Source organism: Leifsonia sp. fls2-241-R2A-40a (assembly GCF_030209575.1).
Lineage (GTDB): Bacteria > Actinomycetota > Actinomycetes > Actinomycetales > Microbacteriaceae > Leifsonia.
Genome location: NZ_JARVRS010000001.1, coordinates 3720124 through 3741059 on the forward strand (window position 1 = coordinate 3720124; position 20936 = coordinate 3741059).

The 20936-nt window shown below is 69.2% G+C and carries 25 protein-coding genes and 1 tRNA gene; 14 read left to right on the forward strand and 12 right to left on the reverse strand.

The genetic code is table 11. The features are described from left to right. Positions 1–3 precede the first annotated feature (3 nt). The 4 genes from QRN40_RS18345 (at position 4) to QRN40_RS18360 (ending at position 3755) form a co-directional block, all read left to right on the forward strand. Complete coding sequence (locus QRN40_RS18345) at positions 4–1230, forward strand: RNA polymerase sigma factor (protein WP_285117380.1); 1227 nt, start codon at positions 4–6, stop codon at positions 1228–1230. A 40-nt stretch (positions 1231–1270) separates the two neighbouring features. After that, positions 1271–2113 carry an NAD(P)-dependent oxidoreductase gene (locus tag QRN40_RS18350; RefSeq protein WP_285117381.1) on the forward strand — a complete coding sequence of 281 codons (843 nt, stop codon included), beginning with the start codon at positions 1271–1273 and terminating at the stop codon, positions 2111–2113. Between the two features lie 485 nt (positions 2114–2598). Next, complete coding sequence (locus QRN40_RS18355; protein WP_285117382.1) at positions 2599–2766, forward strand: hypothetical protein; 168 nt, start codon at positions 2599–2601, stop codon at positions 2764–2766. Between the two features lie 146 nt (positions 2767–2912). Next, positions 2913–3755, forward strand: a complete 843-nt coding sequence (locus tag QRN40_RS18360) for a hypothetical protein (protein WP_285117383.1) — start codon at positions 2913–2915, stop codon at positions 3753–3755. A gap of 18 nt (positions 3756–3773) precedes the next feature. Here the strand turns inward: QRN40_RS18360 and QRN40_RS18365 are convergent, their stop codons facing one another. From QRN40_RS18365 to QRN40_RS18390, 6 genes are all read right to left on the reverse strand, one after another. After that, positions 3774–4268, reverse strand: a complete 495-nt coding sequence (locus QRN40_RS18365) for a DUF805 domain-containing protein (RefSeq protein WP_285117384.1) — start codon at positions 4266–4268, stop codon at positions 3774–3776. A 35-nt stretch (positions 4269–4303) separates the two neighbouring features. Next, positions 4304–4534, reverse strand: a complete 231-nt coding sequence (locus QRN40_RS18370) for a nucleotidyltransferase family protein (RefSeq protein WP_285117385.1) — start codon at positions 4532–4534, stop codon at positions 4304–4306. A gap of 77 nt (positions 4535–4611) precedes the next feature. Then, positions 4612–5055 carry a hypothetical protein gene (locus QRN40_RS18375; RefSeq protein WP_285117386.1) on the reverse strand — a complete coding sequence of 148 codons (444 nt, stop codon included), beginning with the start codon at positions 5053–5055 and terminating at the stop codon, positions 4612–4614. Between the two features lie 853 nt (positions 5056–5908). Continuing rightward, positions 5909–6166, reverse strand: coding sequence for a hypothetical protein (locus QRN40_RS18380; RefSeq protein WP_285117387.1), 258 nt, complete (start codon positions 6164–6166; stop codon positions 5909–5911). Between the two features lie 147 nt (positions 6167–6313). Further along, positions 6314–6389 (reverse strand) — tRNA-Lys (locus tag QRN40_RS18385). 77 nt (positions 6390–6466) lie between these two features. Next, on the reverse strand, positions 6467–7570 hold the full coding sequence (locus QRN40_RS18390) for an AI-2E family transporter (RefSeq protein WP_285117388.1): 1104 nt from the start codon (positions 7568–7570) through the stop codon (positions 6467–6469). A gap of 169 nt (positions 7571–7739) precedes the next feature. Between QRN40_RS18390 and QRN40_RS18395 the strand changes: the two genes are divergently transcribed. Further along, on the forward strand, positions 7740–8108 hold the full coding sequence (locus tag QRN40_RS18395; protein ID WP_285117389.1) for a DUF7882 family protein: 369 nt from the start codon (positions 7740–7742) through the stop codon (positions 8106–8108). Between the two features lie 46 nt (positions 8109–8154). Here QRN40_RS18395 and QRN40_RS18400 read toward each other — a convergent pair whose 3' ends face one another. Further along, a complete protein-coding gene (locus QRN40_RS18400) occupies positions 8155–8499 on the reverse strand; it encodes a hypothetical protein (RefSeq protein WP_285117390.1) in 345 nt (114 codons plus the stop codon). 58 nt (positions 8500–8557) lie between these two features. Here QRN40_RS18400 and QRN40_RS18405 point away from each other — a divergent pair, with 58 nt between their 5' ends. Genes QRN40_RS18405 through QRN40_RS18430 form a run of 6 tightly spaced genes read left to right on the forward strand, consistent with a single transcriptional unit; the run spans position 8558 to position 14470 of the window. Further along, on the forward strand, positions 8558–9361 hold the full coding sequence (locus tag QRN40_RS18405; protein WP_285117391.1) for an inositol monophosphatase family protein: 804 nt from the start codon (positions 8558–8560) through the stop codon (positions 9359–9361). Positions 9362–9407: 46 nt separating this feature from the next. Next, positions 9408–10340, forward strand: coding sequence for an ABC transporter ATP-binding protein (locus tag QRN40_RS18410; protein ID WP_285117392.1), 933 nt, complete (start codon positions 9408–9410; stop codon positions 10338–10340). A 3-nt stretch (positions 10341–10343) separates the two neighbouring features. Then, a complete protein-coding gene (locus tag QRN40_RS18415; RefSeq protein ID WP_285117393.1) occupies positions 10344–11597 on the forward strand; it encodes an ABC transporter permease in 1254 nt (417 codons plus the stop codon). Beyond that, positions 11597–12577: an NAD(P)H-quinone oxidoreductase gene (locus QRN40_RS18420; RefSeq protein WP_285117394.1), complete on the forward strand. Its 981-nt coding sequence runs from the start codon at positions 11597–11599 to the stop codon at positions 12575–12577. The genes QRN40_RS18415 and QRN40_RS18420 overlap by 1 nt, the downstream gene beginning before the upstream one ends. Before the next feature lie 58 nt (positions 12578–12635). Continuing rightward, the gene (locus QRN40_RS18425; protein ID WP_285117395.1) at positions 12636–13649 is read left to right on the forward strand and encodes an adenosine deaminase; all 1014 of its coding nucleotides are present in this window, start codon (positions 12636–12638) and stop codon (positions 13647–13649) included. Beyond that, positions 13637–14470 (forward strand): alpha/beta fold hydrolase, encoded by an 834-nt coding sequence (locus QRN40_RS18430; protein WP_502878928.1) that lies wholly within the window; start codon positions 13637–13639, stop codon positions 14468–14470. Before QRN40_RS18425 ends, QRN40_RS18430 begins: the two co-directional genes overlap by 13 nt. Positions 14471–14485: 15 nt before the next feature. On the opposite strand, the gene QRN40_RS18435 is transcribed toward QRN40_RS18430, so the two are convergent. After that, positions 14486–15061, reverse strand: a complete 576-nt coding sequence (locus QRN40_RS18435) for a TetR/AcrR family transcriptional regulator (protein WP_285117397.1) — start codon at positions 15059–15061, stop codon at positions 14486–14488. Positions 15062–15138: 77 nt separating this feature from the next. Here QRN40_RS18435 and QRN40_RS18440 point away from each other — a divergent pair, with 77 nt between their 5' ends. Continuing rightward, complete coding sequence (locus QRN40_RS18440; RefSeq protein WP_285117398.1) at positions 15139–17532, forward strand: MMPL family transporter; 2394 nt, start codon at positions 15139–15141, stop codon at positions 17530–17532. Here QRN40_RS18440 and QRN40_RS18445 read toward each other — a convergent pair. Further along, entirely contained in the window at positions 17524–18303 is a 780-nt protein-coding gene (locus tag QRN40_RS18445) for a CPBP family intramembrane glutamic endopeptidase (protein ID WP_285117399.1), read from the reverse strand. The two genes, QRN40_RS18440 and QRN40_RS18445, sit on opposite strands and share 9 nt — an antisense overlap. After that, entirely contained in the window at positions 18293–18598 is a 306-nt protein-coding gene (locus QRN40_RS18450) for a hypothetical protein (RefSeq protein ID WP_285117400.1), read from the reverse strand. Before QRN40_RS18450 ends, QRN40_RS18445 begins: the two co-directional genes overlap by 11 nt. Positions 18599–18726: 128 nt before the next feature. On the opposite strand from QRN40_RS18450, the gene QRN40_RS18455 reads away from it, so the two are divergent. Together QRN40_RS18455 and QRN40_RS18460 are read left to right on the forward strand one after the other, a co-directional pair. Then, positions 18727–19590, forward strand: a complete 864-nt coding sequence (locus QRN40_RS18455; protein ID WP_285117401.1) for a ZIP family metal transporter — start codon at positions 18727–18729, stop codon at positions 19588–19590. A 66-nt stretch (positions 19591–19656) separates the two neighbouring features. Next, positions 19657–20094: a heme-binding protein gene (locus QRN40_RS18460; RefSeq protein ID WP_285117402.1), complete on the forward strand. Its 438-nt coding sequence runs from the start codon at positions 19657–19659 to the stop codon at positions 20092–20094. A gap of 33 nt (positions 20095–20127) precedes the next feature. Here the strand turns inward: QRN40_RS18460 and QRN40_RS18465 are convergent, their stop codons facing one another. Both QRN40_RS18465 and QRN40_RS18470 read right to left on the reverse strand, forming a co-directional pair. Beyond that, positions 20128–20514 (reverse strand): SHOCT domain-containing protein, encoded by a 387-nt coding sequence (locus QRN40_RS18465; protein WP_285117403.1) that lies wholly within the window; start codon positions 20512–20514, stop codon positions 20128–20130. Positions 20515–20613: 99 nt separating this feature from the next. Beyond that, positions 20614–20880, reverse strand: a complete 267-nt coding sequence (locus tag QRN40_RS18470) for a hypothetical protein (RefSeq protein WP_285117404.1) — start codon at positions 20878–20880, stop codon at positions 20614–20616. Between the last annotated feature and the right edge of the window lie 56 nt (positions 20881–20936).

Genomic DNA, 20936 nt, shown 5'->3' on the forward strand with positions numbered 1-20936 from the left:
CGGATGGACGAGGCCGCGATCGCGCTCGTGTTCCGCGAGCAGTTCGGCCGCGCCGTCTCCGTCCTGTACCGCGTGCTCGGTGACCTCGACCGCGCCGAGGACGCGGTGCAGGAGGCGTTCGCCGTCGCCGTAGCCCGCTGGCCTCGCGACGGCGTGCCGCCGGCGCCCGCCGGCTGGATCATCACCACCGCCCGCCGCCGCGCGATCGACCGGATGCGGCGGGACGCGATCGGCCGCGACAGGGAGCGCGAGGCTGCGCTGCTCGCGGAGCTCACCGCCGGCGGCGAGGAGGATGCGGGCACGGACATCCCGGACGACCGCCTCCGCCTGATCTTCACCTGCTGCCACCCGGCGTTGTCGCCCGAGGCGCGGGTCGCCCTGACGCTTCGTCTGCTCGGCGGCCTGACGACGGCGGAGATCGCTCGCGCCTTCCTGGTTCCCGAGCCGACCATGGCGCAGCGGATCTCGCGCGCGAAGGCGAAGATCCGCGATGCGCGCATCCCGTACCGAATCCCGTCGGCGGGCGACCTCCCGGCACGGCTCGGCTCGGTGCTCGCGGTGCTGTACCTCGTGTTCAGCGAGGGCTATGCACCGAGCACCGGCGATCGGCTGGTGCGCGAGGAGCTGTGCGACGAGGCGATCCGTCTGGCGCGCGAACTGCGCTCGCTGCTGCCGGACGAGGAGGAGGTGCTCGGTCTCCTCGCCCTGCTCCTGCTGGTGGATGCGCGCCGCGAGGCCCGCGTGGATGCGGTGGGAGCGATGGTCCCGCTCCCCGAGCAGGACCGCTCCCGGTGGGACGCCGGCCGGATCGACGAGGGCCACGAACTGGTGCGGGCGTGCCTGCTGCGCGGCCGGCCGGGACCGTACCAGCTGCAGGCGGCCATCCAGGCGGTGCACGACGACGCGTCCACCGCCGAGGAGACCGACTGGGCGCAGATCGTCGCGCTGTACGACCAGCTGCTGCGAGCCTCCCCGACCCCGGTCGTCGCCCTCAACCGCGCGGTCGCCGTCGCCGAAGTCGACGGACCGGACGCCGGACTCGCGGCCGTCGAACCGGTGCGGCAGTCGCTGGGCGGCTTCTACCTGCTCCACGGCGTACGGGCGGGGCTGCTGCTGCGATCCGGGCGCACGGCGGAGGCGGCCGCGGAGTACGGCGAGGCCGCGTCGCTGTGCGGCGGGGAGCAGGAGCGCGCGTTCCTGCTGCGACGACGGGATGCGCTGACCGGCTGAGCCCCTTCCGCGAGTGCGCACCGAGGCGCACAGTGGAGGCATGGATATCGCCTTCCTCGGCCTCGGACGCATGGGCCGCGAGCTCGTCACCCACCTCATCGACGGAGGGCACCGGGTCACCGCCTGGAACCGCTCTCCCGAACCCGCCGAGGCCGTGGGCCGGCGAGGCGCACGCATCGCGCCATCCCCTGCGGAAGCGGTGGAGGGTGCGGAGGCGGTCATCACGGTGCTGTTCGGTCCGGACGCCGTCCGCGAGACCGTGATCGACCCGTCCCTCGCCATTCCCTCCGGTGCGCTGTGGATCGACATCACCACCGTCGCGCCCTCCGACGCGGACGACTTCGCCTCCTGGGCGTCGTCGGCAGGCGTCCGGTACGTGCACTCGCCCGTGGTCGGATCCCTGGCGCCCGCTCGGGCCGGGAGCCTCGCGGTCCTCATCGGAGGCGAGCACGACGCGGCTCGCCAGGCCCGCAACATCGTGTCCCTGTGGGCCGACCCCGACAAGATCCGCGGCTTCGATTCCCCCGCCAAGGCGGCTGCCGCGAAGCTCGTCGCCAACCTCGCGCTGGCCATCTCGATGGAGGCGCTGAGCGAATCCCTCCGCCTGGGCACCGCCGGCGGCCTGTCCACCGAGGAAGCACTCTCCGTGCTGCCGCTCACCACCATCGCCGGCATCGCCGCGATGAAGGGACCCGTCATCGCCTCCGGCGACTTCGACGACACCCAGTTCTCGGCCTCCCTCCTCGCGAAGGATCTCCGCCTCATGCTGGCGACCGCCGACACCCCGCTCCCTGCCGCGGCCCTCGTCGCGGCGGAACTGCAGCGCGCGGTCGACGCGGGCCACGGCGAGCAGGACTTCTCGGTGATCGCCCGCGACCGCTGACGGGGTCGCCTACGATTTGCGCCAAATGTCCGGAATCGCACCTCTGAAACGGACATTTGCGCCAAATCTGCGCCAGGCCGCGGCTTCCGAGCGAGGGAGGGCCGGAGGTACGCTGCGGCTGTGTCCGGGTGGCGGAAGAGTGTGGTCTGCATCACCGCTCTTTCGTGCGTCGCACTGGTCGGTTGCACAGCCCCCGGCAGGACACGCCACCGATTCACACCCCGGTCGACACCTCCACACCGGCGAGTCGGCCCACGACCTGCCCGCCGCAACCGCAGGTCGAGCTACCTGAATCCGGCGTACCGGGCGCCGCTTCGCACCTGGTTCCGTTCGAGCCCACCGGCGTTCTGGTGTGCCGCTACGGCCCCCTGTCGAAGATGGCCCTCGAGTCGAGTCTGCTCGTCGAGAACCGTGCAAGTGTCGAAAAGTTGGCGAGGTTCCTGAACATCGCAGGGCACTACGACACGCGAGCGTACAACTGCCCGATGGATGACGGACGGTCGGTCGATTTCGCGTTCTGGAACCAGACGTCTCGCATCCAAGTGCACCTCGGCACGTCGGGATGCGACGCCTCATCGAACGGGAGCACGTTCCGGCTCTTCGCAGAGGCGCCTCCCGGTCTCCGCAACATCCTCGGTCTGCCCCCAGGCTGAGGAGCGTAGCCACCTCCAACACCTACGCCTGGGCGCCCACCGAGAGAGTTCGGCGGCCTGTTCTGCAACGCGGCCCGAAGTGCTTGGATGAGCGCGTGGGGCATCGACAGATGCCCTCCCAGGCCGCCGCGTCACAGGAGCACGAGATGGAGCTGGACAGGCTGAGCAGGGCCGGAACGGACTCCGACCCGCAGACGCTCCTGCGCGAGCTCATCGAGAGCGTCACGCGTTCGCTCCCCGCTGACGTCGTCTCCAGCATCCTCACCGTCGAGCGCACCCGCTCGCTGGCCGACTGGCTGGCCCGTCGCCCGGGTTCGATCCTCGGGTTGCGACTGCGCGGTGCCGCCGAGGCGCTGTCATTGCGGTGGGAGCCGGAGGCCGGCTGGACCGCCGAGGTCGAGCAACTCTACGGGACGGTCACGCTCTCAACCCGCACGATCACCCTCGGTCAGTGGTTGACGGCGTTCGCCGAGCTCGTGTCCGGCCTCGCGATGCACTCCGCCAAAGACTCGGCGGACTCGGCGCGGGCACTGCAGTCGCTGGGAATCCTGCCGCCCGGCTCGGAGATCCACCTCGACCACGCCAACCTCGCGGGAGACCTGCTGACACTCGCCGCGCGTCTCGGACGCCGCGTGCCGGAGGAGGCTGTGGCGGCCGTGGGCCGGATCGGTGAGCTGCTCGCCGAGACCCTGCCGCGCGTGACAGGAACGGGCGAGCCGGAGATGATCGTGAAGCTGGCCGCGACCGTCTACCTTCCCGACACCCTCAGGGCGTACCTCGCTCTTCCCGCCGGATGGGCCGCCGAGCATGTGCTGGCGGGCGGTCTCACCCCCGCTCAGGCGCTGATCGCCCAGCTCGAGGCGCTCGAATCCGGGGCGCGGACCCTGAGGGATGCGGCGGTCGAGCACGACGCGTCGGCCCTCCTGGTCAACGGACGCATCCTGGCCGACCGATTCGCCGGCCCCCGCCTCGAGCTCGACCTGCCGTGACGTCGCGGTGAGCCGCGGCTAACGACCCGACGTCAACGCTTCGGCACCGGTTCCCGGCGTTTGTTCTGCGATCCGCGGCTTGTCGAATCGTGCTCCATCGGGATCCTGGACTCCCGCCAGGTTGATCAACAACATGATCGGGCCGATCAGCGGAATCAGGCCGAAGAAGAACAGGCCCCCGGAACTGTTCACGTCGTGGAGTCGCCGCCAGGTGACGGCGAGCATCGGAACGACGAGGGCGATGGCGTAGCCGTTAAGCACGAGAAACCATACGAGCGAAACCACCCGGTATGCCGTCTCGGGGAGCAGCGGGAACGGCAATGGAAGGACAATGCCGCCGACGAAGAGCGAAACGACGGCGACGAGCACCGCGAACCAGAATTCCGATCGGCTCGCGCGGCCCGTGAACGTCGCGTACTTCCGCCAGAACCTCGCCGCGGCCTGGTCCATCGTCGCGTGCCGAAGCGGCCGGTCGAGGGGCGTTGCCGAATCGCCCTGGCTCGAGATGGTCACGCTCGAACACTAGTGCTCAGCGACGGCTTCAGCCCTCATCGGGCGACCCCGCGCCCCAAGATCTGCTCGAGCTCTTCCTTCAGTTGGAAGTAGTCGTGGAGCAGCCCACCGCGGCCCGGCAAGAAGTCCACGAGGAAATCTATATCGCTTGTCTCGCGGTCGAAGTCGTCTCCAAGCACCGACCCGAAGATACGGAGTCGCTCGACCCCATGTGCTTCGCACGCGGGCGCGATCGCCTGCAGGTCGACTGGAACCGCGGTGATCATGGCAGGGATTGTCCCATGTCAACCGATCCCGCAGGACCGACCGCGCTCGGCGCTGCGACGATTGGCCTTCCGTGGAATCAGCGCGCGCCGTTGCCGCCGTTCCAGCCGTGCTCACCGGCCAACGCTTTGAGTCGCGCATGCTCGTGTGGGTCGCGTAGCTGCCACCCGTAGCTTTCGACGACGACGTAGCTCGCGCCATCGCGCTCGACGCGCGACCGATCCTCGCCGAGACCGCCCGTGTACACCTCCTCGTCGAGCCAGATGACGAGCTGTGACACCCAATCCCGCGCGTTCTCCGGCGTGACGTAGAGCCAGTGCTGCGGCGCGACCGCTGAGGGCAATGCAATCTGGATTCGCGCTGCGAGACCGTCTCGCTGTCGCACTTCGAAGTCCGCGAGGCCCGGGAGCGCCCGTACATCGAGAACGCGATAGTCGTACCGGGCTGGTCTACCGGGCGACGAGGCGTACCGCCATTCGTCGATGCTCTTCAGCTCGGCGATGACGTCCACATCCGCGATCAACTCGATTCCTCCCCTGCAGCTCACCAGAAGAATGCGTCGACGACGGCATCGACGAGCTTCCCGATAACGTGTCCGACGCCGGCGAAGAATCCTCGTCTGGTCTGTTCGGGGCTGGTCTCTCGTTCATGACGTCCCACGCGACCCGTCCTCTCCGGCACCGCATCCTCGAAACGGCCCGCGCTTGCATCTGACACATCGCGTCGCGGCTCGGCTCGCTCGGCTCGTCGAATTGTGGCATATGCCGACCATCGCAGCGTTTCCGCTCATGCGCGTGGCTGCCCTCCCATGGGCGATGATGTCTTGAGGTGATCGGGAGGGCTACTGTGAAATCGTTCTGGGATCAGCCCAGCACTCCGAATGACCCTTTCGCGGGCGTCTTGCTTCTTCTGATCAGAGGCATCCTGCTGTGGCTGCTCGTGCCGATCGGCTTGATCATCTGGCCTTTCTCCCTTCCCTGGTCCGAGTGCGGGCCAGGCAATTTCCTCGGGTGGCTGGACAACAATCAGATCGCCGCGCTCCAGCGCTACGTGCTTCGGCCCGGATTCCCTGAGCCTCAGTGCGAGTGGGTCCACTTCCGGGACATCAAGGCAGTCAGCCATCGGATTCGCTTCGGGGATTGGGCTTAGCGGCCCTCGCCCACCCGTTCGACTAGTGACCGGGCGATCGACCAGAGAACACGCTGACGAGCGAGACAAGGTGCTCGGCCACGAGAGCGCCGCCATGACACGTGACGTGTACGCGGATCTACTCGACGAGGACCTCGACATGGTCACCGCGCGGCTCGACGAGGCGGTGACAAAGATGGCCACAACCGCTGGAACCGACGATGAGCCGGTTTAGGGCGCCAGAAAACTCACGTCTCAGGGTCTTCGTCTTCGAACCAGCCCTCAGCTTCGCTGACAGTCAGCCCATGCGTGTACGCGACGAGCTGACCGAGGAATTCGGTTCGGTTGTAGTCGGGTCCTACGCTTCGAGCACACCAGTCGCCGTCATCCAGCTTCACGAGCATGAATACAGACTCAGCCTTCGTGCCTTCGGGCAGCGGGGCCACGAGGAGGTCCCCCAGCACTTGGGCCGCCGGGACGGGGTCGCGTCGTTCATCGGTTGCCATAACCGACATTGTTCAGCATCCGAGAATGATTCCCGCACAATAACAAGCAGGCAAACGGCCTCGTCACGCGCCGACTCCCGAAAACGAAGAAGCCCCCGATCCCTGTGTTTCCCAGGGATCGGGGGGCTTCTCGCACCTCGCGGTGTGTGGTGCGCCCCCAGGGACTTGAACCCTGAACCCATTGATTAAGAGTCAATTGCTCTGCCGATTGAGCTAGAGGCGCATCCGATCCGGTTTCCCGAACCGAGGCTCAACACTAGCATCCGTTTCGCGCTCTTCGCCAATCGGGGCGGGGCGGCCTCAGCTGCGTTCTTTGCGGGGCATGACGACCTCTTTGATGATGAGGATGATTCCGGCCGAGATGGGAATCGCGACCAGCGCCCCGGGCAGGCCGAACAGCGTGGAGCCGGCCAGCGCCGAGATCAGGACCACCGATCCGGGCACCTGCACGGCCTTCCCCATGACCCGCGGTGTGAGGATGTACGCCTCGACCTGCATGTAGATCAGCATCAGCACGAGCACGACGACACCGCTGACCGGCGAGTGGATGAACGCGAGCACCGACATCACCGCCGTCGTGAGCACCGTCCCGATCAGGGGGATCAGCGTGATGAAGAAGGCGGCGAGCGCGATCAGGAACGCCCCCGGAACCCCGGTGGCGAGCAGCAGGATGAGGCTGTACACCGAGTTGCAGAAGGCGAGGATGACCATCCCGCTCAGGTACTTGCCGAAGTTCTGCAGGATGCGTTCCGAGTAGCTCTCGAAGCTCGCCCGGCGCGAGTGGCGGACGAGCCGGTAGGCGGCCTGCTTGGTGGCGTCGTACGACGCGATGAAGTAGATGGTCAGGATCCCGATGAAGAAGCCGGTCGTCACCGCGTTGAGCACCGACAGCCCGAGGCCGACGAGGCCGTTGCCGATGGTCGCCCAGGTCTTCGGGTTCTGCACCTGCTGTCCGATCCAGCTGACCAGCTGGCTCAGCGCACCGTTCGTCGCCTGGTCGACGCTGTCGAACCAGCCCTCCTTCCGGAGCACCGTGATCTCCTGGGGGACGGCGGTGGCGAGGAACGTGATCTGCTGGGCGATCAGCGGGACCACCACCCAGATTATGCCGACGAGCACGGCGACGATGATCAGGATGACCGTGGTGATCGCCCACCCGCGTCGCATCCCCCGGCGCTGGAACCAGCGGATGAGCGGGTCGAGTCCGACGGTGGCGAACATCGCCAGGAACACCGAGAAGATGATCGAGCGCAGCCCGTACAGCATGAACCCCGTCGCCACTGCGCCGATGGCTCCGAGAGCGACGAGGTAGCCGAACAGCAGGGGGCTGCGGTGCAGCAGCGTGTCACCGCCCGCATCCGATGCTCCCCCTCGGCCACTCACCGGCCGCCGGATGAACCGCATAGTGCCTCCGCTCCGCCCGTGGGGCTAGGGCGAGCGTATTGGAGGGCGTCACAGGCGACAAGGACCACCGCGACAACGATGCACGGCTGCAATGTCCCGAGAAAAGCTATCCTACGGACCCGGAAGCGATCACACTGGGTCCACTGGCGTTCAACCGGGGAGGTTGGGCATGGGCACGCTCACGTATGACTCGATCGTCATCGAGTTCGAGGACAGGCTGCTCGCGCACCTGCAGATCGTCATCGTCAACAAACTGCGCCGGCGGGAGTCGTTCGCGATGTCGTGGCGTGACTCGGCCGAGGTCGGCGACGGCCGCAGCGCGATCTGGCTCGACCCCAGCATCCCGATGTACTTCAAGTTCGACGGTTCGCGCATGCCCGCGATCAACCGCGAGTGGGTGGAGCGGCTCACCGAGTCCGCCTGCAGCTCGCACGGCCTCGTCGTCGTCGGTGAGGACGGCGAACTGACCGACCACGTCGGCCGGGTCGGAGCGATGGCTGTGCCGGTTCCGATGAGGGCCGTCGTCCACACGCGGTGACAGGCCCGACCTGCGGTCACCTGACCTGCGGTCGCCCGACCCGAGGTCAGAGGAGGTCGTCGAAGGGGTGGTGACCGCCGTCGTCCGCCTGATCGTCGGACTCGACGGCCGGCTTGTGCGGCGCCAGCTCGGCGGTGAGGGCGCCGAGCTTCGCCACCAGCTCATCGTCACGCAACTCCGGCCCGACCAGTTCGACGGGCTCGCTCACGATCTGGCTGGCCGGGCCGAGCAGCATCTCGATCCGGTCGAGTTCGCCCTGCATCGTGCGACCCGGAACGAAGATCGTGTCGGCGATGCCGTGCCGGGCCAGCGCCCTGGCGTACTCCATCAGGGCCTCCGCCAGCGCATCCCCGGTATAGAACGAGCTTCCCGCATAGACGATCCTTCGCATGTCCCACAGGTACCCTCCGCCGGGCCACCTGCCAAGCCCGCGACGCTAGGCTCGATCCGTGCCTGACACTGCAGCGTCCTCGTCCCTCGCCGCCGATCTCGATCTCGCCCTGAGCCTCGCCGACGCGGCCGACCGTCTCTCGCTCGGCCGTTTCCGCGATCGGGACCTGCACGTGGAGACGAAGCCCGACCGCTCCCCCGTGACCGAGGCGGACCTCGCTGTCGAGCGCGCGATCCGCGAGACGCTCGCGACCGAGCGGCCCGGCGACGGCATCCTGGGCGAGGAGTACGGCACCGAGGGCGACGTCACCCGGCAGTGGATCGTCGACCCGATCGACGGCACGGCCAACTACCTGCGCGGGGTTCCCGTGTGGGGCACCCTCATCGCTCTCGCGGTCGACGGCTCCCCCCGCGTCGGCGTGGTCAGTTCGCCGGCTCTCGGCCGCCGCTGGTGGGCCGTGACCGGAGGCGGTGCCTGGACGACGGATGCGCCCGGCGCCGAGCCGCGGCGCATCCGCGTCTCCGGCGTCGACGACCTGGAGCACGCCTCCCTCAGCTTCCAGAGCATCGCACAGTGGGATGAGGCGGGGTACCTCGACCGGCTCGTCGCGCTCACGCGGCGTGTCTGGCGCGACCGGGCGTACGGCGACATGTGGTCGTACATGCTCCTGGCGGAGGGCCTCGTGGATGCGGTGGGCGAGTTCGGCGTGAAGACGTACGACCTCGCCGCGCTCATCCCGATCGTCGAGGAGGCCGGCGGCACCTTCACGTCGGTCGACGGCACGCCCGGACCGGGCAACGGCTCGTCGCTCGCCTCGAACGGACTGCTCCACTCGGCTCTGCTCAACGCCCTGGCCGGGTGACGGCCGCTACTCCCGCGAGCCGCCTCCGCCCCCTAGGCTGGCGACGATGAGCACACCGACTTCCACGACGGCGGAGCCGCTGGTCCACATCTCGAACTTCCGGATGGACTTCGGCCGCACCACGGTGATCCGCGACCTGTCGTTCGACATCCAGCGCGGCGAGACCTTCGGCTTCCTGGGCAGCAACGGTTCCGGGAAGACCACGACCATCCGCGCCCTGCTCGGCATCTACCAGCCGACCGCCGGCGTCCTCCACATCGACGGCCGCGACTTCAGCCCGGAGGCGGGCGAACGGCTCGGCTACCTTCCGGAGGAGCGCGGGCTGTACAAGAAGGAGTCCGTCATCGACGTGATGGTCTACTTCGGCCGGCTGAAGGGCCTCGGCGCGGAGCAGGCGCGCCGCTGGTCGCGCGAGTACCTGGAACGCGTCGGGATCGGCGAGAAGGAGAAGGTGCGCCTCGACAAGCTCTCCGGCGGCCAGCAGCAGAAGGTCCAGCTCGGCGTGACGATCATGAACGAGCCCGAGCTGCTCATCCTCGACGAGCCGACCAAGGGCTTCGACCCGGTCAACCGGCGTCTGCTCATGGACATCATCGACGACCAGAAGCGCGCGGGCGCCACGGTGATGATGGTCACCCACCAGATGGAGGAGGTCGAGCGCCTGTGCGATCGCGTCATCCTGCTCAAGGATGGGGTGGCCCGGGCGTACGGGACCGTCGAGCAGGTGCAGGAGCAGTTCGGCGGCACGATCATCCACGTCGACCATGTCGGCGCGATCCCGGATTCCGCCGCCTATCGCGTGCTGTCCGACGACGGCGGGCACGCGCAGCTGGAGGCGGCCGACGGTGCGGACCCGTCCGCGATCCTCCGCAGCCTGGTGGATGCGGGCGTCGCGGTGTCGCGCTTCTCCCCCACCCGAAAGTCTCTGGACGACATCTTCGTCGAGGTCTACGGCGCCGAAAGCCGCCAGGAGGACTGAGCCATGGCACGCCACAACCTGAGCACCGTCATCGCGTTCGAGTTCCGCCGGACGATCACCAAGCGCCGCTTCTGGGCGATCACCCTGATCATCCCGATCCTCGTCTTCGGCCTCGGTGGCCTGATCATCGCCGGGAACGTCTCGACGGCGAACACGGCCGACCAGCAGAAGAACGCGCGCTTCGAGTTCCTGTACTCCGACGCGTCCGGGCTTATCGACCCGGCCATCGCCAAGGAGTACGGCGGCACCGAGATCACGTCCGAGGCCGAGGGCGTCGAGGAGGTGCAGATCGGAGGCACGCCCGCGTACTTCGCGTATCCGGCCGATCCCGCCAAGCAGTCGATCAAGGTCTTCGGGGAGGACGCGGGCGTCTTCCAGAACAGCAAGTACTCCGCCGTCGCCCAATCGCTGCTGTCCACCAGCGTCGAGCGGAAGATGGGTGATCCGACGAACGTCGCGGTCCTCCAGGGCGACGTGAAGACCTCGACGACGACGTTCAAGGACGGCAAGGTCGCACCGGGCTTCGAGGCCATCCTGCCCGCGCTGGTCTTCCTCGCCGCCTTCTTCATCGTCATCGTGTTCCTCGGCAACCAGATGCTGAACTCGACGCTCGAGGAGAAGGAGAACCGCGTCACGGAGATGATCCTGACCACGATCAACCCGACGAACCTGCTGCTCGGTAAGGTGATCTCGCTGTTCGCCATCGGGATCATCCAACTCGCCGTGTTCTCGCTGCCCATGCTGATCGGGTACCTGTTCTTCCGCAGCAAGCTGCAGATCCCGAGCCTCGATCTGAGCGGTCTCGTCTTCGACCCGCAGAAGATGATCGTCGGCACGCTGATCCTCATCGGCGGGTTCGCCCTGTTCACGGGAACCCTTGTCGCCGTCGGGGCGATCATGCCCACGGCGAAGGATGCGGCGCCGGTGTTCTCCATCGTCATCTTCGCGGTGGTCATCCCGCTGTACGCGTCGAGCTTCGCGATCAGCTCGCCGCAGTCGCCGATCGTGCAGATCCTCGCCTACTTCCCGTACACGGCACCGATCACCGCGCTGATCCTGAACGCGTTCGGGTCGTTGCCGCTGTGGCAGGCGATCATCATCATCGTCGAGCTGTTCGCCCTGTCCGTCGTGGTGCTCCGGATCGCCGTGCGCCTGTTCCGCTACGGCTCGATCGAGTACACGAGCAAGGTGCGGGTGCGGGATGTGCTCGGCCGCCGACCCGAGCGCGTGACCTCCCAGCCGACGACCGGCGCCTGATGCGCGCTGTGGTCGTCCCGCAGCCCGGGGAGGCGGACGCGCTGACGCTCGCCGAGCGCCCCGATCCGGTGCCGTCGGAACGCGAGGTGCGCATCCGGGTCACGGCCGCGGGCCTCAACGGTGCGGACCTCAGTCAGCGCCGCGGCTTCTACCCCTCTCCCGCCGGCGCACCCGACTGGCCCGGTCTCGAAGTGTCCGGCACGGTGGATGCGGTGGGCGACGACGTCACGGAGTGGCACGTCGGCGACCGCGTCTGCGCGCTGCTGCCCGGCGGCGGGTACGCGGAGCTGGTGACCGTCGACGCCGGGCTCGTCCTCCCGGTGCCGGAGGGCGTCGATCTGGTGGAGGCGGCAGGCCTCCCCGAGGTCGCCGCGACCGTCTGGTCCAACGTCGTCGACCTCGGACGGCTCTCCGCGGGCGATGCTCTCCTCGTGCACGGCGGCTCCAGCGGGATCGGGACCATGGCCATCCAGCTCGGTCGCGCTCTCGGAGCGGACGTCATCGCGACCGCCGGGAGCGACGAGAAGGCCGCCTTCTGCCGGGAGGTCGGCGCGCAGGCAGCGGTCAACTACCGCACCCAGGACTTCGTCGAGGCTGCGCATGCGTTCACCGACGGCCGCGGCGTGGATGTCGTGCTCGACATCGTGGGCGGCTCATACATCGCCCGTGACCTCGATGCGCTCGCTACCGGCGGGCGGATCGTCTCGATCGCCGTGCGCGACCGCGAGCCCGCCTCCGTCGACATGGGACTGCTGATGCGCAAGCGCGCGAGCATCCACGGGACCACCCTGCGGGCGCGTCCGCTCGCCGAGCGCACGGCGATCATCGCGGCGGTGCGGGAGCACGTGTGGCCGCTCGTCGCGGAGGGGCGCATCCGTCCGGTCATCGACTCGGTGTTTCCCCTGGAGGATGCGGCGGCGGCGCACCGGCGGATGGAGTCGTCGGCGCACCGCGGGAAGATCCTGCTGCAGGTCGGCTGAGCCGGACTGCGCCGTCGGGGTGCGACGGGCGTCGTCGGTCGGTGGGAGGATCGAGAGCATGACCGACGCCCTCACCGACGACGCCCTCCACGCCCTCCCGAAAGCGGAGCTCCATCTGCACATCGAAGGCACGCTGGAGCCCGGACTCGCCTTCGAGCTGGCGGCCCGCAACGGTATCGAGCTGCCGTACGCGAGCGTGGACGACCTCGCCGCGCAGTACGACTTCGACGACCTGCAGTCCTTCCTCGACCTGTACTACGCGACCATGTCGGTGCTGCAGACCCGATCGGACTTCGCGGAGCTGACCGGGCGCTACCTCCGCCGGGCGCACAGTCAGGGCGTCCGGCACGCCGAGCTGTTCTTCGATCCGCAGGCCCACACGGCCCGCGGCGTGCCGTTCGACGACGTCGTGGACGGGATCGGCGACGCGCTCGACGAGGCGGAGCGCGAACTCGGGATGTCCGGCGGGCTCATCCTGTGCTTCCTCCGCGATCAGCCGGTCGAGTCCGCCGAGGAGGCCCTGACCGCGGGCCTCGCCCGCACCGACCGCATCATCGGCGTCGGCCTGGACTCGGCCGAGGTCGGTTCTCCGCCGTCGTTGTTCGAGGGCGTGTACGCGCGTGCCCGCGCGGCCGGCCTGCACGCGGTTGCGCATGCGGGCGAGGAGGGTCCGGCCGCGTACGTGCGCGAAGCCCTCGACCTGCTGCACGCCGAACGCATCGACCACGGCATCCGCTCGATCGAAGATCCGGAGCTCGTCGCCCGCCTGGCCGCGGAGCGCATCCCGCTCACGGTCTGCCCCCTCTCGAACGTGCGCCTCAAGGCGACGCCCGACCTGCGCGACCATCCCCTCCTGCGGCTGGACGCGGCGGGGGTGCGCGTGACGGTGAACTCCGACGACCCCGCCTATTTCGGCGGCTACGCGGGCCAGAACTTCACCGCGATCCGGGATGCGCTCGGGCTCACCGAGGAGCAGGCACGCCGTTTCGCCCGCACCTCGATCGAGGCGTCGTTCGCGTCGGATGACCGCAAGGCGGAACTCCTCGCCGAGCTGGAGGGATGGCACGCGTGACCGCCCACGGGCTCCGGACCGCGGACGGCCGCGCCGTCCGATACTTCGACACCGGTGGGGATCCGGGGGCGCCCGTACTGATCTGGCACCACGGCACGCCGCAGACGGGTGCGGTCATCGCGCCGGTGGCGGCGGCAGCGGCCGCGCGAGGGCTCCGCGTCCTCTCCGTGACCCGCCCGGGCTACCCGGGGTCCGACGCGCTGCCCGGCCGGTCGATCGCGGACGCGGCGGCGGACATCCTCGCGGTGGCCGACGCGCGCGGCATCGACCGGTTCGTCACCGTCGGCGCGTCGGGCGGCGGACCGCACGCCCTCGCCCTCGGGGCGCTCGCGCCCGAGCGCGTCTCCGCCATCGTCACGCTGGCGGGCCTGGCGCCGAACGACGGCAGCCCGGACTGGTTCTCGGGGATGGCGTCCCCCCATGCCCTGCGCGCGGCGATCGCGGGACGCGAGGCCCGACTCGCTTACGCAGAGACGGCCGAGTTCGACCCGGAGTCGTTCACCGCTCGCGACTTCGAGGTGCTCGACGGGGACTGGGGCGCGCTCGGCGCGGACGCCGGTGCCGGCGCCGCCGAAGGACCGACCGGCGAGGTCGACGACGACCTCGCCTACGTCTCGCCCTGGGGTTTCGATCTCCCCGCCGTGCGACCACCCGTGCTGCTCGTCCAGGGCGGCGCCGACCGCGTGGTGCCCGCCGGGCACGCGGCAGCACTGCTCGAGCGGCTACCGAACGCCGAGCTGTGGATCCGGCCGCGCGAGGGTCACGTCTCCGTGCTCACCGTTCTCGGCGTCACCCTCGACTGGGCACTCGCGCAGTCCTGAGCCGCCGCGGGCGCTTCAGGACGGCGACGGGCCGAGCACCAGGTCGACCAGTCGCTCGGCGTATCCCGGTTCCGACGGCGTCCGTGCCAGCGTCCGGAACACCAGCGCGCCCAGCACCGCCTCGCTGACATCCTCGATCGGGAGGTCCGCCCGCAGATCACCGGCGTCCCGCGCCTGGCGGAGCCGCGAGGCGAACAGCCTCGGGTCGGCCAGCGATTCGCGCAGTCGTCGCCCCACGTCCTCGTTCTCGGTCGCTGCCGCGATCAGTGAGCGGAACAGCCCCTGCCCGCTCGGGCTGTCGATGACCGCCTCCACCGCCCGCAGCCATGCGGTCAGGTCGGAGCGCAGGTCGCCCGTGTCGGGGACGACGAAGCGGTCAGGGAGCAGCATCCCTTCGAGGAGGCAGTCGGCGATGAGGGCGCTCTTGCCGGACCACCAGCGGTACACGGTCTGCTTGCCGACCCCCGCGCGTGCGGCGATGCCCTCGACGCTCAGGTGGTCATAGCCCCGTTCCGCGAACAGCGCGGCGGTGGCGTCGAGGATCGCCAGTCGCGCCGCCTCGCTGCGCGGTGCACCTCGTCGTCCCGCCATGACTCCCAGCGTATCGTCAATTTACGAGACGGACCGTTGCGTATTATTGACGAGCATCGCGACCCGAAGGGACGGCCATGGCCGAACTGCTCTACCGACTCGGCACATTCTCCGCCCGCCGCGGCTGGCAGGTGATCGTCGCCTGGCTGCTGGTTCTCGGCATCGCGGTCGGAGGCTTCCTGATCGGCTTCAAGGGCCTCTCGACCAGCTTCGACGTGCCGAACACCGCCTCCGGGAAGGTCATCGACGAGCTCACCCACAAGCTGCCCGACTATGCCGGAGCCGCCGGGACGGTCGTCTTCCAGACGAAGGACGGCACCGAGCTCGACGCCGGGCAGCGGTCTGCGATCAGCGCGCTGGTGAAGGACGCGGACGGCCTGCCGGACGTGTCGAAGGTCATCGACCCGTTCGCCACTGAGGCGCAGCGCGCCGACAGCCGCGCGCAGGTGACCGACGGGCAGGCACAGCTCGCCGCCGGCACAGCGCAGCTCGACGCCGGCCAGGGCCGATTGGATGCGGCCAAGGCGCAGCTGCAGGCGGCCGGCCTTCCGACGACCCAGCTCGACGCCCAGCAGAAGACCATCGACGAGGGGCGCGCGACGCTCGCGAGCAAGCAGAAGCAGCTCGAGGAGGGCGCCGACCTGCTGAAACTCTCCGACGACATCCGCGTGGTCTCGAAGGACGGCTCCACAGCGCTCGTCAACGTCGCGTTCACCAAGCCGCGGCTCGAGTTGAGCGAAGACTCCAAGCAGGCCGTCATCCACCACTTCGAGTCGCAGCCGATCGATGGCGTCCGGGTGTCCTTCTCGACCGACATCGCGCAGGGTGTTCCCCAGATCGTCGGCGTCGGCGAAGCCGTGGGTGTCGTGTTCGCCGCGATCGTCCTCCTCGTGGTCCTCGGTTCCGTCATCGCCGCGGCACTGCCCCTGGTGACGGCACTCTTCGGGGTCGCGGTCGCCGCGCTGGGCTCCCTCGCGTTCTCCGGCATCGTCGACATGGCATCCGTCACGCCGGTGCTCGCGATCATGCTGGGGCTGGCGGTCGGGATCGACTACTCGCTGTTCATCGTGAAGCGCCACCAGCGCCAGTTGCTCGAAGGCGCCGAGGTGCGCGAGTCCATCGGCCTCGCGAACGGGACCTCCGGCAACGCCGTGGTGTTCGCCGGGACGACCGTCGTCGTCGCGCTCCTCGCCCTCAACGTGACAGGCGTCCCGTTCCTCGGGCTCATGGGCACCGTGGGCGCGGTGGCGGTGGTGCTGGCGGTCTTGATCGCCGTGACGCTCACGCCGGCGATCCTCGGACTGTTCGGGACGCGCGTGCTCGGGCGCCGTGCACGCCGTCGCCTCGGGACCGCGCACCACGCGGATCCGGCCGTCAAGCCCATGTCGACCTGGCGCGCCGCGCTCACGGTGGTCGTCACCGCCGTCGCCCTGCTGATCGTCGCCATCCCGGCGCTGTCGATGCGGGTCGGCCTGCCGGACGGCTCCTCCGAACCCGTCGGATCGACCACCTACGACGCCTTCACCGAGACCGCGGACGCGTTCGGCGCGGGCTCGACCGGTCCGCTCCTGGTCACCGCGACGATCCCCGACGGTGTGCCCGCGGACGACGTGACCTCGACCCAGCTCGACCTCGCGCGCACGCTTGCCGATCAGAAGGACGTGGTGGCGGTCGCCCCGATCGCCGTCTCGAAGGACCGTGAGCTGATGGCGTTCCAGGTGGTGCCGAAGGAGGGCCCGAACAGCGTCTCCACGGAGAAGCTGGTGAACGCGCTCCGCGATCTCGGCCCCGTGCAGGACGACATCCAGCTGGGGGTCTCCGGCCAGACCGCGATCAACCTCGACATCTCCGCGAACCTCGCCGCGGTGCTGCCCCTCTACCTGCTCGTCGTGGTCGGACTCTCGTTGCTGATCATGATCCTGGTGTTCCGCTCGCTGCTTGTGCCGCTCATCGCGACCGGAGGCTTCATCCTGTCGCTGTTCGCCACCTACGGCGCGATCACTGCCCTGTTCCAGTGGGGCTGGGGCGCCGACGCGCTCGGCATCCACACCGGCCCGATCCTGAGCTTCCTGCCGGTCATCCTGGTCGGCATCCTGTTCGGCCTGGCGATGGACTACCAGCTCTTCCTCGCCTCGGGGATGCGCGAAGCGTACGTGCACGGCGCCTCCGCCCGCATGGCGGTCGCACGCGGCTTCCGCGCCGGCCGCACGGTGGTCGTCGCCGCGGCCCTCATCATGATCTCGGTGTTCGGCGGCTTCGTCTTCAGCGACTCGACCATGATCCGCTCGATCGGCTTCGGTCTGGCGTTCGGCGTCCTGGTCGACGCGTTCCTGGTCCGGATGCTGCTGATGCCCGCCCTGATGCACCTCCTCGGCCGGTCGGCGTGGTGGATCCCGCGCTGGCTCGACCGCATCCTCCCGAACGTGGATGTGGAGGGCGCGGCCCTGGAGCGGCGGCACCACTCAGCGTGAGAGCACGCTGACGGCCGCGATCAGGTTGAGCGCGCCATGGGCGCCGACCGCTGCCCCCAGCCGTCCCGTCCGGGATGCGAGATAGCCGTTGGCCACGCCCAGAGCGAACGTCTGGAGTTCCAGCCCCATGATCGAGGCCGTCCCACTCACCTCGTAAAGGTGGGCGACTGCGAATACGGCCGCAGAGAGCAGGACGCTGGCGTGCAGCGGGAGACTCGACAGCTGACCGTCGCGCCGACGGTGCAGACCCTGCCGGATCATCCAGATGCGGATCCACCGCATCAGCAGACCGCGGAACAGCAGCTCCTCCACGGGCGCTGCGACGAGTGTCGGGATCACCAGCAGCGTGACGCCGTCCCAGAACCGGTCCCCCGTCAGGTGGACGTTGCTGGTGACCGGCCCGAAGGATCGGGCCAGCGGGCCGATCACGAGGCTGACGGCGAACAGCGCGACGACTGCTGCGGCCGCCAGCCCCGCATCCACCGAGCGCGCGCGCCAGCCGAAGTCGGCGTCCAGCGACCCGAGCCCGCGACGGCGCGATGCGGCGAAAAGGACGAGCAGACTCCACCCGTACAGGACCACCGACGTCGCGGCCGCGACCGGAACCCCGACCTGCCGCCCGAGGTGGAGCTGCACGTGGAAGAGCCGGACGACGACCACGAGCACGAGCAGCGGGGCGACAGCTGCAAGGAACCACCAGCCGTTCCAGCGGATGGCCTTCGCCGGGGCGTACGCGGCGGCGGCGTACGCCTCCGACGAATCACTGCTCACCGGCACCCACCCCGTGCTCCGCTTCGAATCGGCGAAGGTGCGTCCGGGCCCGGATGAGCCTCCCGATCCCGGTCGCCAGGAAGGCGGCCCACAGGATCAGCTGGGCGACGTGGAGGGCCACATCCCCGGTCTTGGAGACGAGGAAAAGGGCCACAGCGATCGCCAGCCCGACCACTCCGATGACGACGTAGAGCCAGCCGAAGATACGTTCCCGCCGGATCGCGATGCGCTGCATCGTCAAGGAGGGCTGGCGGCCTTGCCGCAGCTCCCCCGCGTCGCCGCCGGGTTCGGTCACGCTGCGAAAGTACACCCGCAGCAACGGCCGCCCACGTGCGCGCAGGAGACTAAGGGGAGGCTTACCTTACGATGGATTCCGCGTCGGTCCTTCCGCCGCCTCCTCCCGTCCCATTCCTTAGGAGACGCATGTCCCCCCTGAGCGTCGCCCTGCTCGGCGCCGTCGCCGGCCTGACCATCTTCCTCGGGCTCCCGCTCGGCCGCCTGAAGTCGGGCACCGCCGCGCTGAAGACAGCGCTGAACGCGGTCGCCACCGGCATCCTGCTGTTCCTCCTCTGGGATGTGCTGTCGCAGGCCTGGGAGCCGGTCGACGCGGCGCTCACCACGCATGACCTGGGTACCGCTCTGGTCGACGGGGTGCTCATGGCCGCCTGCCTCGGCGCCGGGCTGCTCGGCCTGGTCTACGTCGACCGCTACATGCGGCGCCGTACGCTCGCGGCCGCCTCTCCCATCGAGGCGGCTCGACGGGGCAGCGCGAGTTACAGCCCGGCCGGCTCCACCGGCATCGCCCTCGCTGCGCCGGCCGCCGTGGAACCGGTCGTCGCCGCACGCCACCTCGCCCTGACGATCGCCATCGGCATCGGGCTGCACAACTTCGCCGAAGGACTGGCCATCGGCACGGCGGCCGCTCAGGGGCAGCTCGCGTTCGCGGTCCTGCTCATCGTCGGCTTCGGCCTCCACAACGCGACCGAAGGATTCGGCATCGTCGCGCCGCTGGCCGGAACGCGGCCGTCCTGGGGATACCTCGCCCTGTTGGGCGTCATCGGAGGCGGCCCCACCTTCCTGGGCACCCTCATCGGCCAGGCCTTCAGCAACGATCTGGTCAGCATCGCCTTCCTGGGGCTCGCGGCCGGCTCCATCCTCTACGTCGTCATCGAGCTGCTCGCGGTCGCTCGCCGCAGCAACCGGAAGACGCTCGTCGGATGGTGCATCTTCGCCGGGCTCGTCGCGGGCTTCCTCACCGACGCCATCGTCACGGCCGCGGGCGCCTGACGGCACGCGAACGCGGGTGCGCCCCCGCGCCCGGACACTCCCGCGCGCTTTGGTAGCGTCGCACCCATGGACTCCATCCCCGACTTCCCCAGCTTCGACCACGACGACGCGTGGTCGCTCGGCTCGCAGTTCGCCCTTGAGGCCCGTGCCGACGGACTGCCGATCACGATCAGCATCGATCTCGGCGAGCAGCGGGTGTTCCAGGCCAGCCTTCCGGGAAGCACGGCGATGAACGTGCGCTGGGCCGAGCGGAAGGCGAACCTGGTGCGCCACTTCGACCTGGCGAGCATCGAGGTCGCCGAACGCTACGGGGTGCGGGAGAACTTCTACGTGGAGTTCGGTCTCGACCAAGCACGGTACGCGGCGGCCGAGGGCGCCCTCCCGATCCGCGTCCGAGGCTCCCTGGTGGGAGTGCTGGCCGTCTCCGGGCTGGACGAGGGCGGAGACCATGACCTGGCCCTGTCGGCGCTCACGCGTTTCCGCGAAGGCCGGGTCTCCGCCTGAACCGGGGCCGCGCGTCCGCGCGGCCCCGGGGTCTCAGGCCGTCCCTGCCAGCGCCTTCGTCTTGAGCGCCTCGAACTCGGCGGGAGTGATGGCGCCGCTGTCCAGCAGACGCTTGCCCGACTCGATCTCTGCGGCGGGCGAGCCCGTCGTGGCGACCGAGCGGATGTACTGCTCGCTCGCCTGCTGCGCCTCCATCGCACCGGCCGCGCTCCGCTGCGCCATCCGCCCACCGCGCGCGATGAGGTAGATGAGGGCGGCCAGGAACGGGACGACGACGAGGAACAGCACCCACAGCGCCTTCGCCCAGCCGTTCAGCTCGGGGTCACGGAAGATGTCGATGATGATGCGGATGAAGATGGTGATGCACACGATCACCAGGTAGAACCAGAACGTCCAGACGATGAAATCCCAGAAGGTCACAACAGCCCCCTTATTCGCACGAAAGCGTCCATCGCTTCACGTGGCCAGAACGTATGTCCTCGACGGCGTCCGCGGCTAGTAGCCGTTTTGGACCCCCCTTCAGTCCGGGCTGTACCCCTGGGTCGCAGCCTCGTACGTGGTGTGGGGCCGCTTCGCCGTCGACTCGGCAGGCGGCGGTACTTCCGCGTGCTCGAGCGCGCGGAGGACGAGCTGTTCCACGAGGTGGGACGCCGTGGTGCGCCGGTGCTGTGCGATGCGGACCAGAGCGGCATACTCCGGTTCGCCGAGATGGATGGTCAGCGGCATCCCACCGGGTATACGCCCGGGACCGAGGGTGGTGGGCGCTGTGACGTCGGCTTCACTCATGTGTGAAGTGTGCGGCCGGCGGATACTTCCCGTCTAGAGGGGCTCCGGGCGATGGA

What these genes read in the sequence shown, in the direction of transcription:
- QRN40_RS18400 (WP_285117390.1), bottom strand. Translation starts at nt 8,499, where the DNA reads ATGCGAAGGATCGTCTATGCGGGAAGCTCGTTCTATACCGGGGATGCG.
- QRN40_RS18395 (WP_285117389.1), top strand. Translation starts at nt 7,740, where the DNA reads ATGGGCACGCTCACGTATGACTCGATCGTCATCGAGTTCGAGGACAGG.
- QRN40_RS18350 (WP_285117381.1), top strand. Translation starts at nt 1,271, where the DNA reads ATGGATATCGCCTTCCTCGGCCTCGGACGCATGGGCCGCGAGCTCGTC.
- QRN40_RS18410 (WP_285117392.1), top strand. Translation starts at nt 9,408, where the DNA reads ATGAGCACACCGACTTCCACGACGGCGGAGCCGCTGGTCCACATCTCG.
- QRN40_RS18470 (WP_285117404.1), bottom strand. Translation starts at nt 20,880, where the DNA reads ATGAGTGAAGCCGACGTCACAGCGCCCACCACCCTCGGTCCCGGGCGT.
- QRN40_RS18425 (WP_285117395.1), top strand. Translation starts at nt 12,636, where the DNA reads ATGACCGACGCCCTCACCGACGACGCCCTCCACGCCCTCCCGAAAGCG.
- QRN40_RS18415 (WP_285117393.1), top strand. Translation starts at nt 10,344, where the DNA reads ATGGCACGCCACAACCTGAGCACCGTCATCGCGTTCGAGTTCCGCCGG.
- QRN40_RS18360 (WP_285117383.1), top strand. Translation starts at nt 2,913, where the DNA reads ATGGAGCTGGACAGGCTGAGCAGGGCCGGAACGGACTCCGACCCGCAG.
- QRN40_RS18370 (WP_285117385.1), bottom strand. Translation starts at nt 4,534, where the DNA reads ATGATCACCGCGGTTCCAGTCGACCTGCAGGCGATCGCGCCCGCGTGC.
- QRN40_RS18460 (WP_285117402.1), top strand. Translation starts at nt 19,657, where the DNA reads ATGGACTCCATCCCCGACTTCCCCAGCTTCGACCACGACGACGCGTGG.
- QRN40_RS18420 (WP_285117394.1), top strand. Translation starts at nt 11,597, where the DNA reads ATGCGCGCTGTGGTCGTCCCGCAGCCCGGGGAGGCGGACGCGCTGACG.
- QRN40_RS18440 (WP_285117398.1), top strand. Translation starts at nt 15,139, where the DNA reads ATGGCCGAACTGCTCTACCGACTCGGCACATTCTCCGCCCGCCGCGGC.
- QRN40_RS18390 (WP_285117388.1), bottom strand. Translation starts at nt 7,570, where the DNA reads ATGCGGTTCATCCGGCGGCCGGTGAGTGGCCGAGGGGGAGCATCGGAT.
- QRN40_RS18355 (WP_285117382.1), top strand. Translation starts at nt 2,599, where the DNA reads ATGGATGACGGACGGTCGGTCGATTTCGCGTTCTGGAACCAGACGTCT.
- QRN40_RS18380 (WP_285117387.1), bottom strand. Translation starts at nt 6,166, where the DNA reads ATGGCAACCGATGAACGACGCGACCCCGTCCCGGCGGCCCAAGTGCTG.
- QRN40_RS18345 (WP_285117380.1), top strand. Translation starts at nt 4, where the DNA reads ATGGACGAGGCCGCGATCGCGCTCGTGTTCCGCGAGCAGTTCGGCCGC.
- QRN40_RS18455 (WP_285117401.1), top strand. Translation starts at nt 18,727, where the DNA reads ATGTCCCCCCTGAGCGTCGCCCTGCTCGGCGCCGTCGCCGGCCTGACC.
- QRN40_RS18435 (WP_285117397.1), bottom strand. Translation starts at nt 15,061, where the DNA reads ATGGCGGGACGACGAGGTGCACCGCGCAGCGAGGCGGCGCGACTGGCG.
- QRN40_RS18430 (WP_502878928.1), top strand. Translation starts at nt 13,637, where the DNA reads ATGGCACGCGTGACCGCCCACGGGCTCCGGACCGCGGACGGCCGCGCC.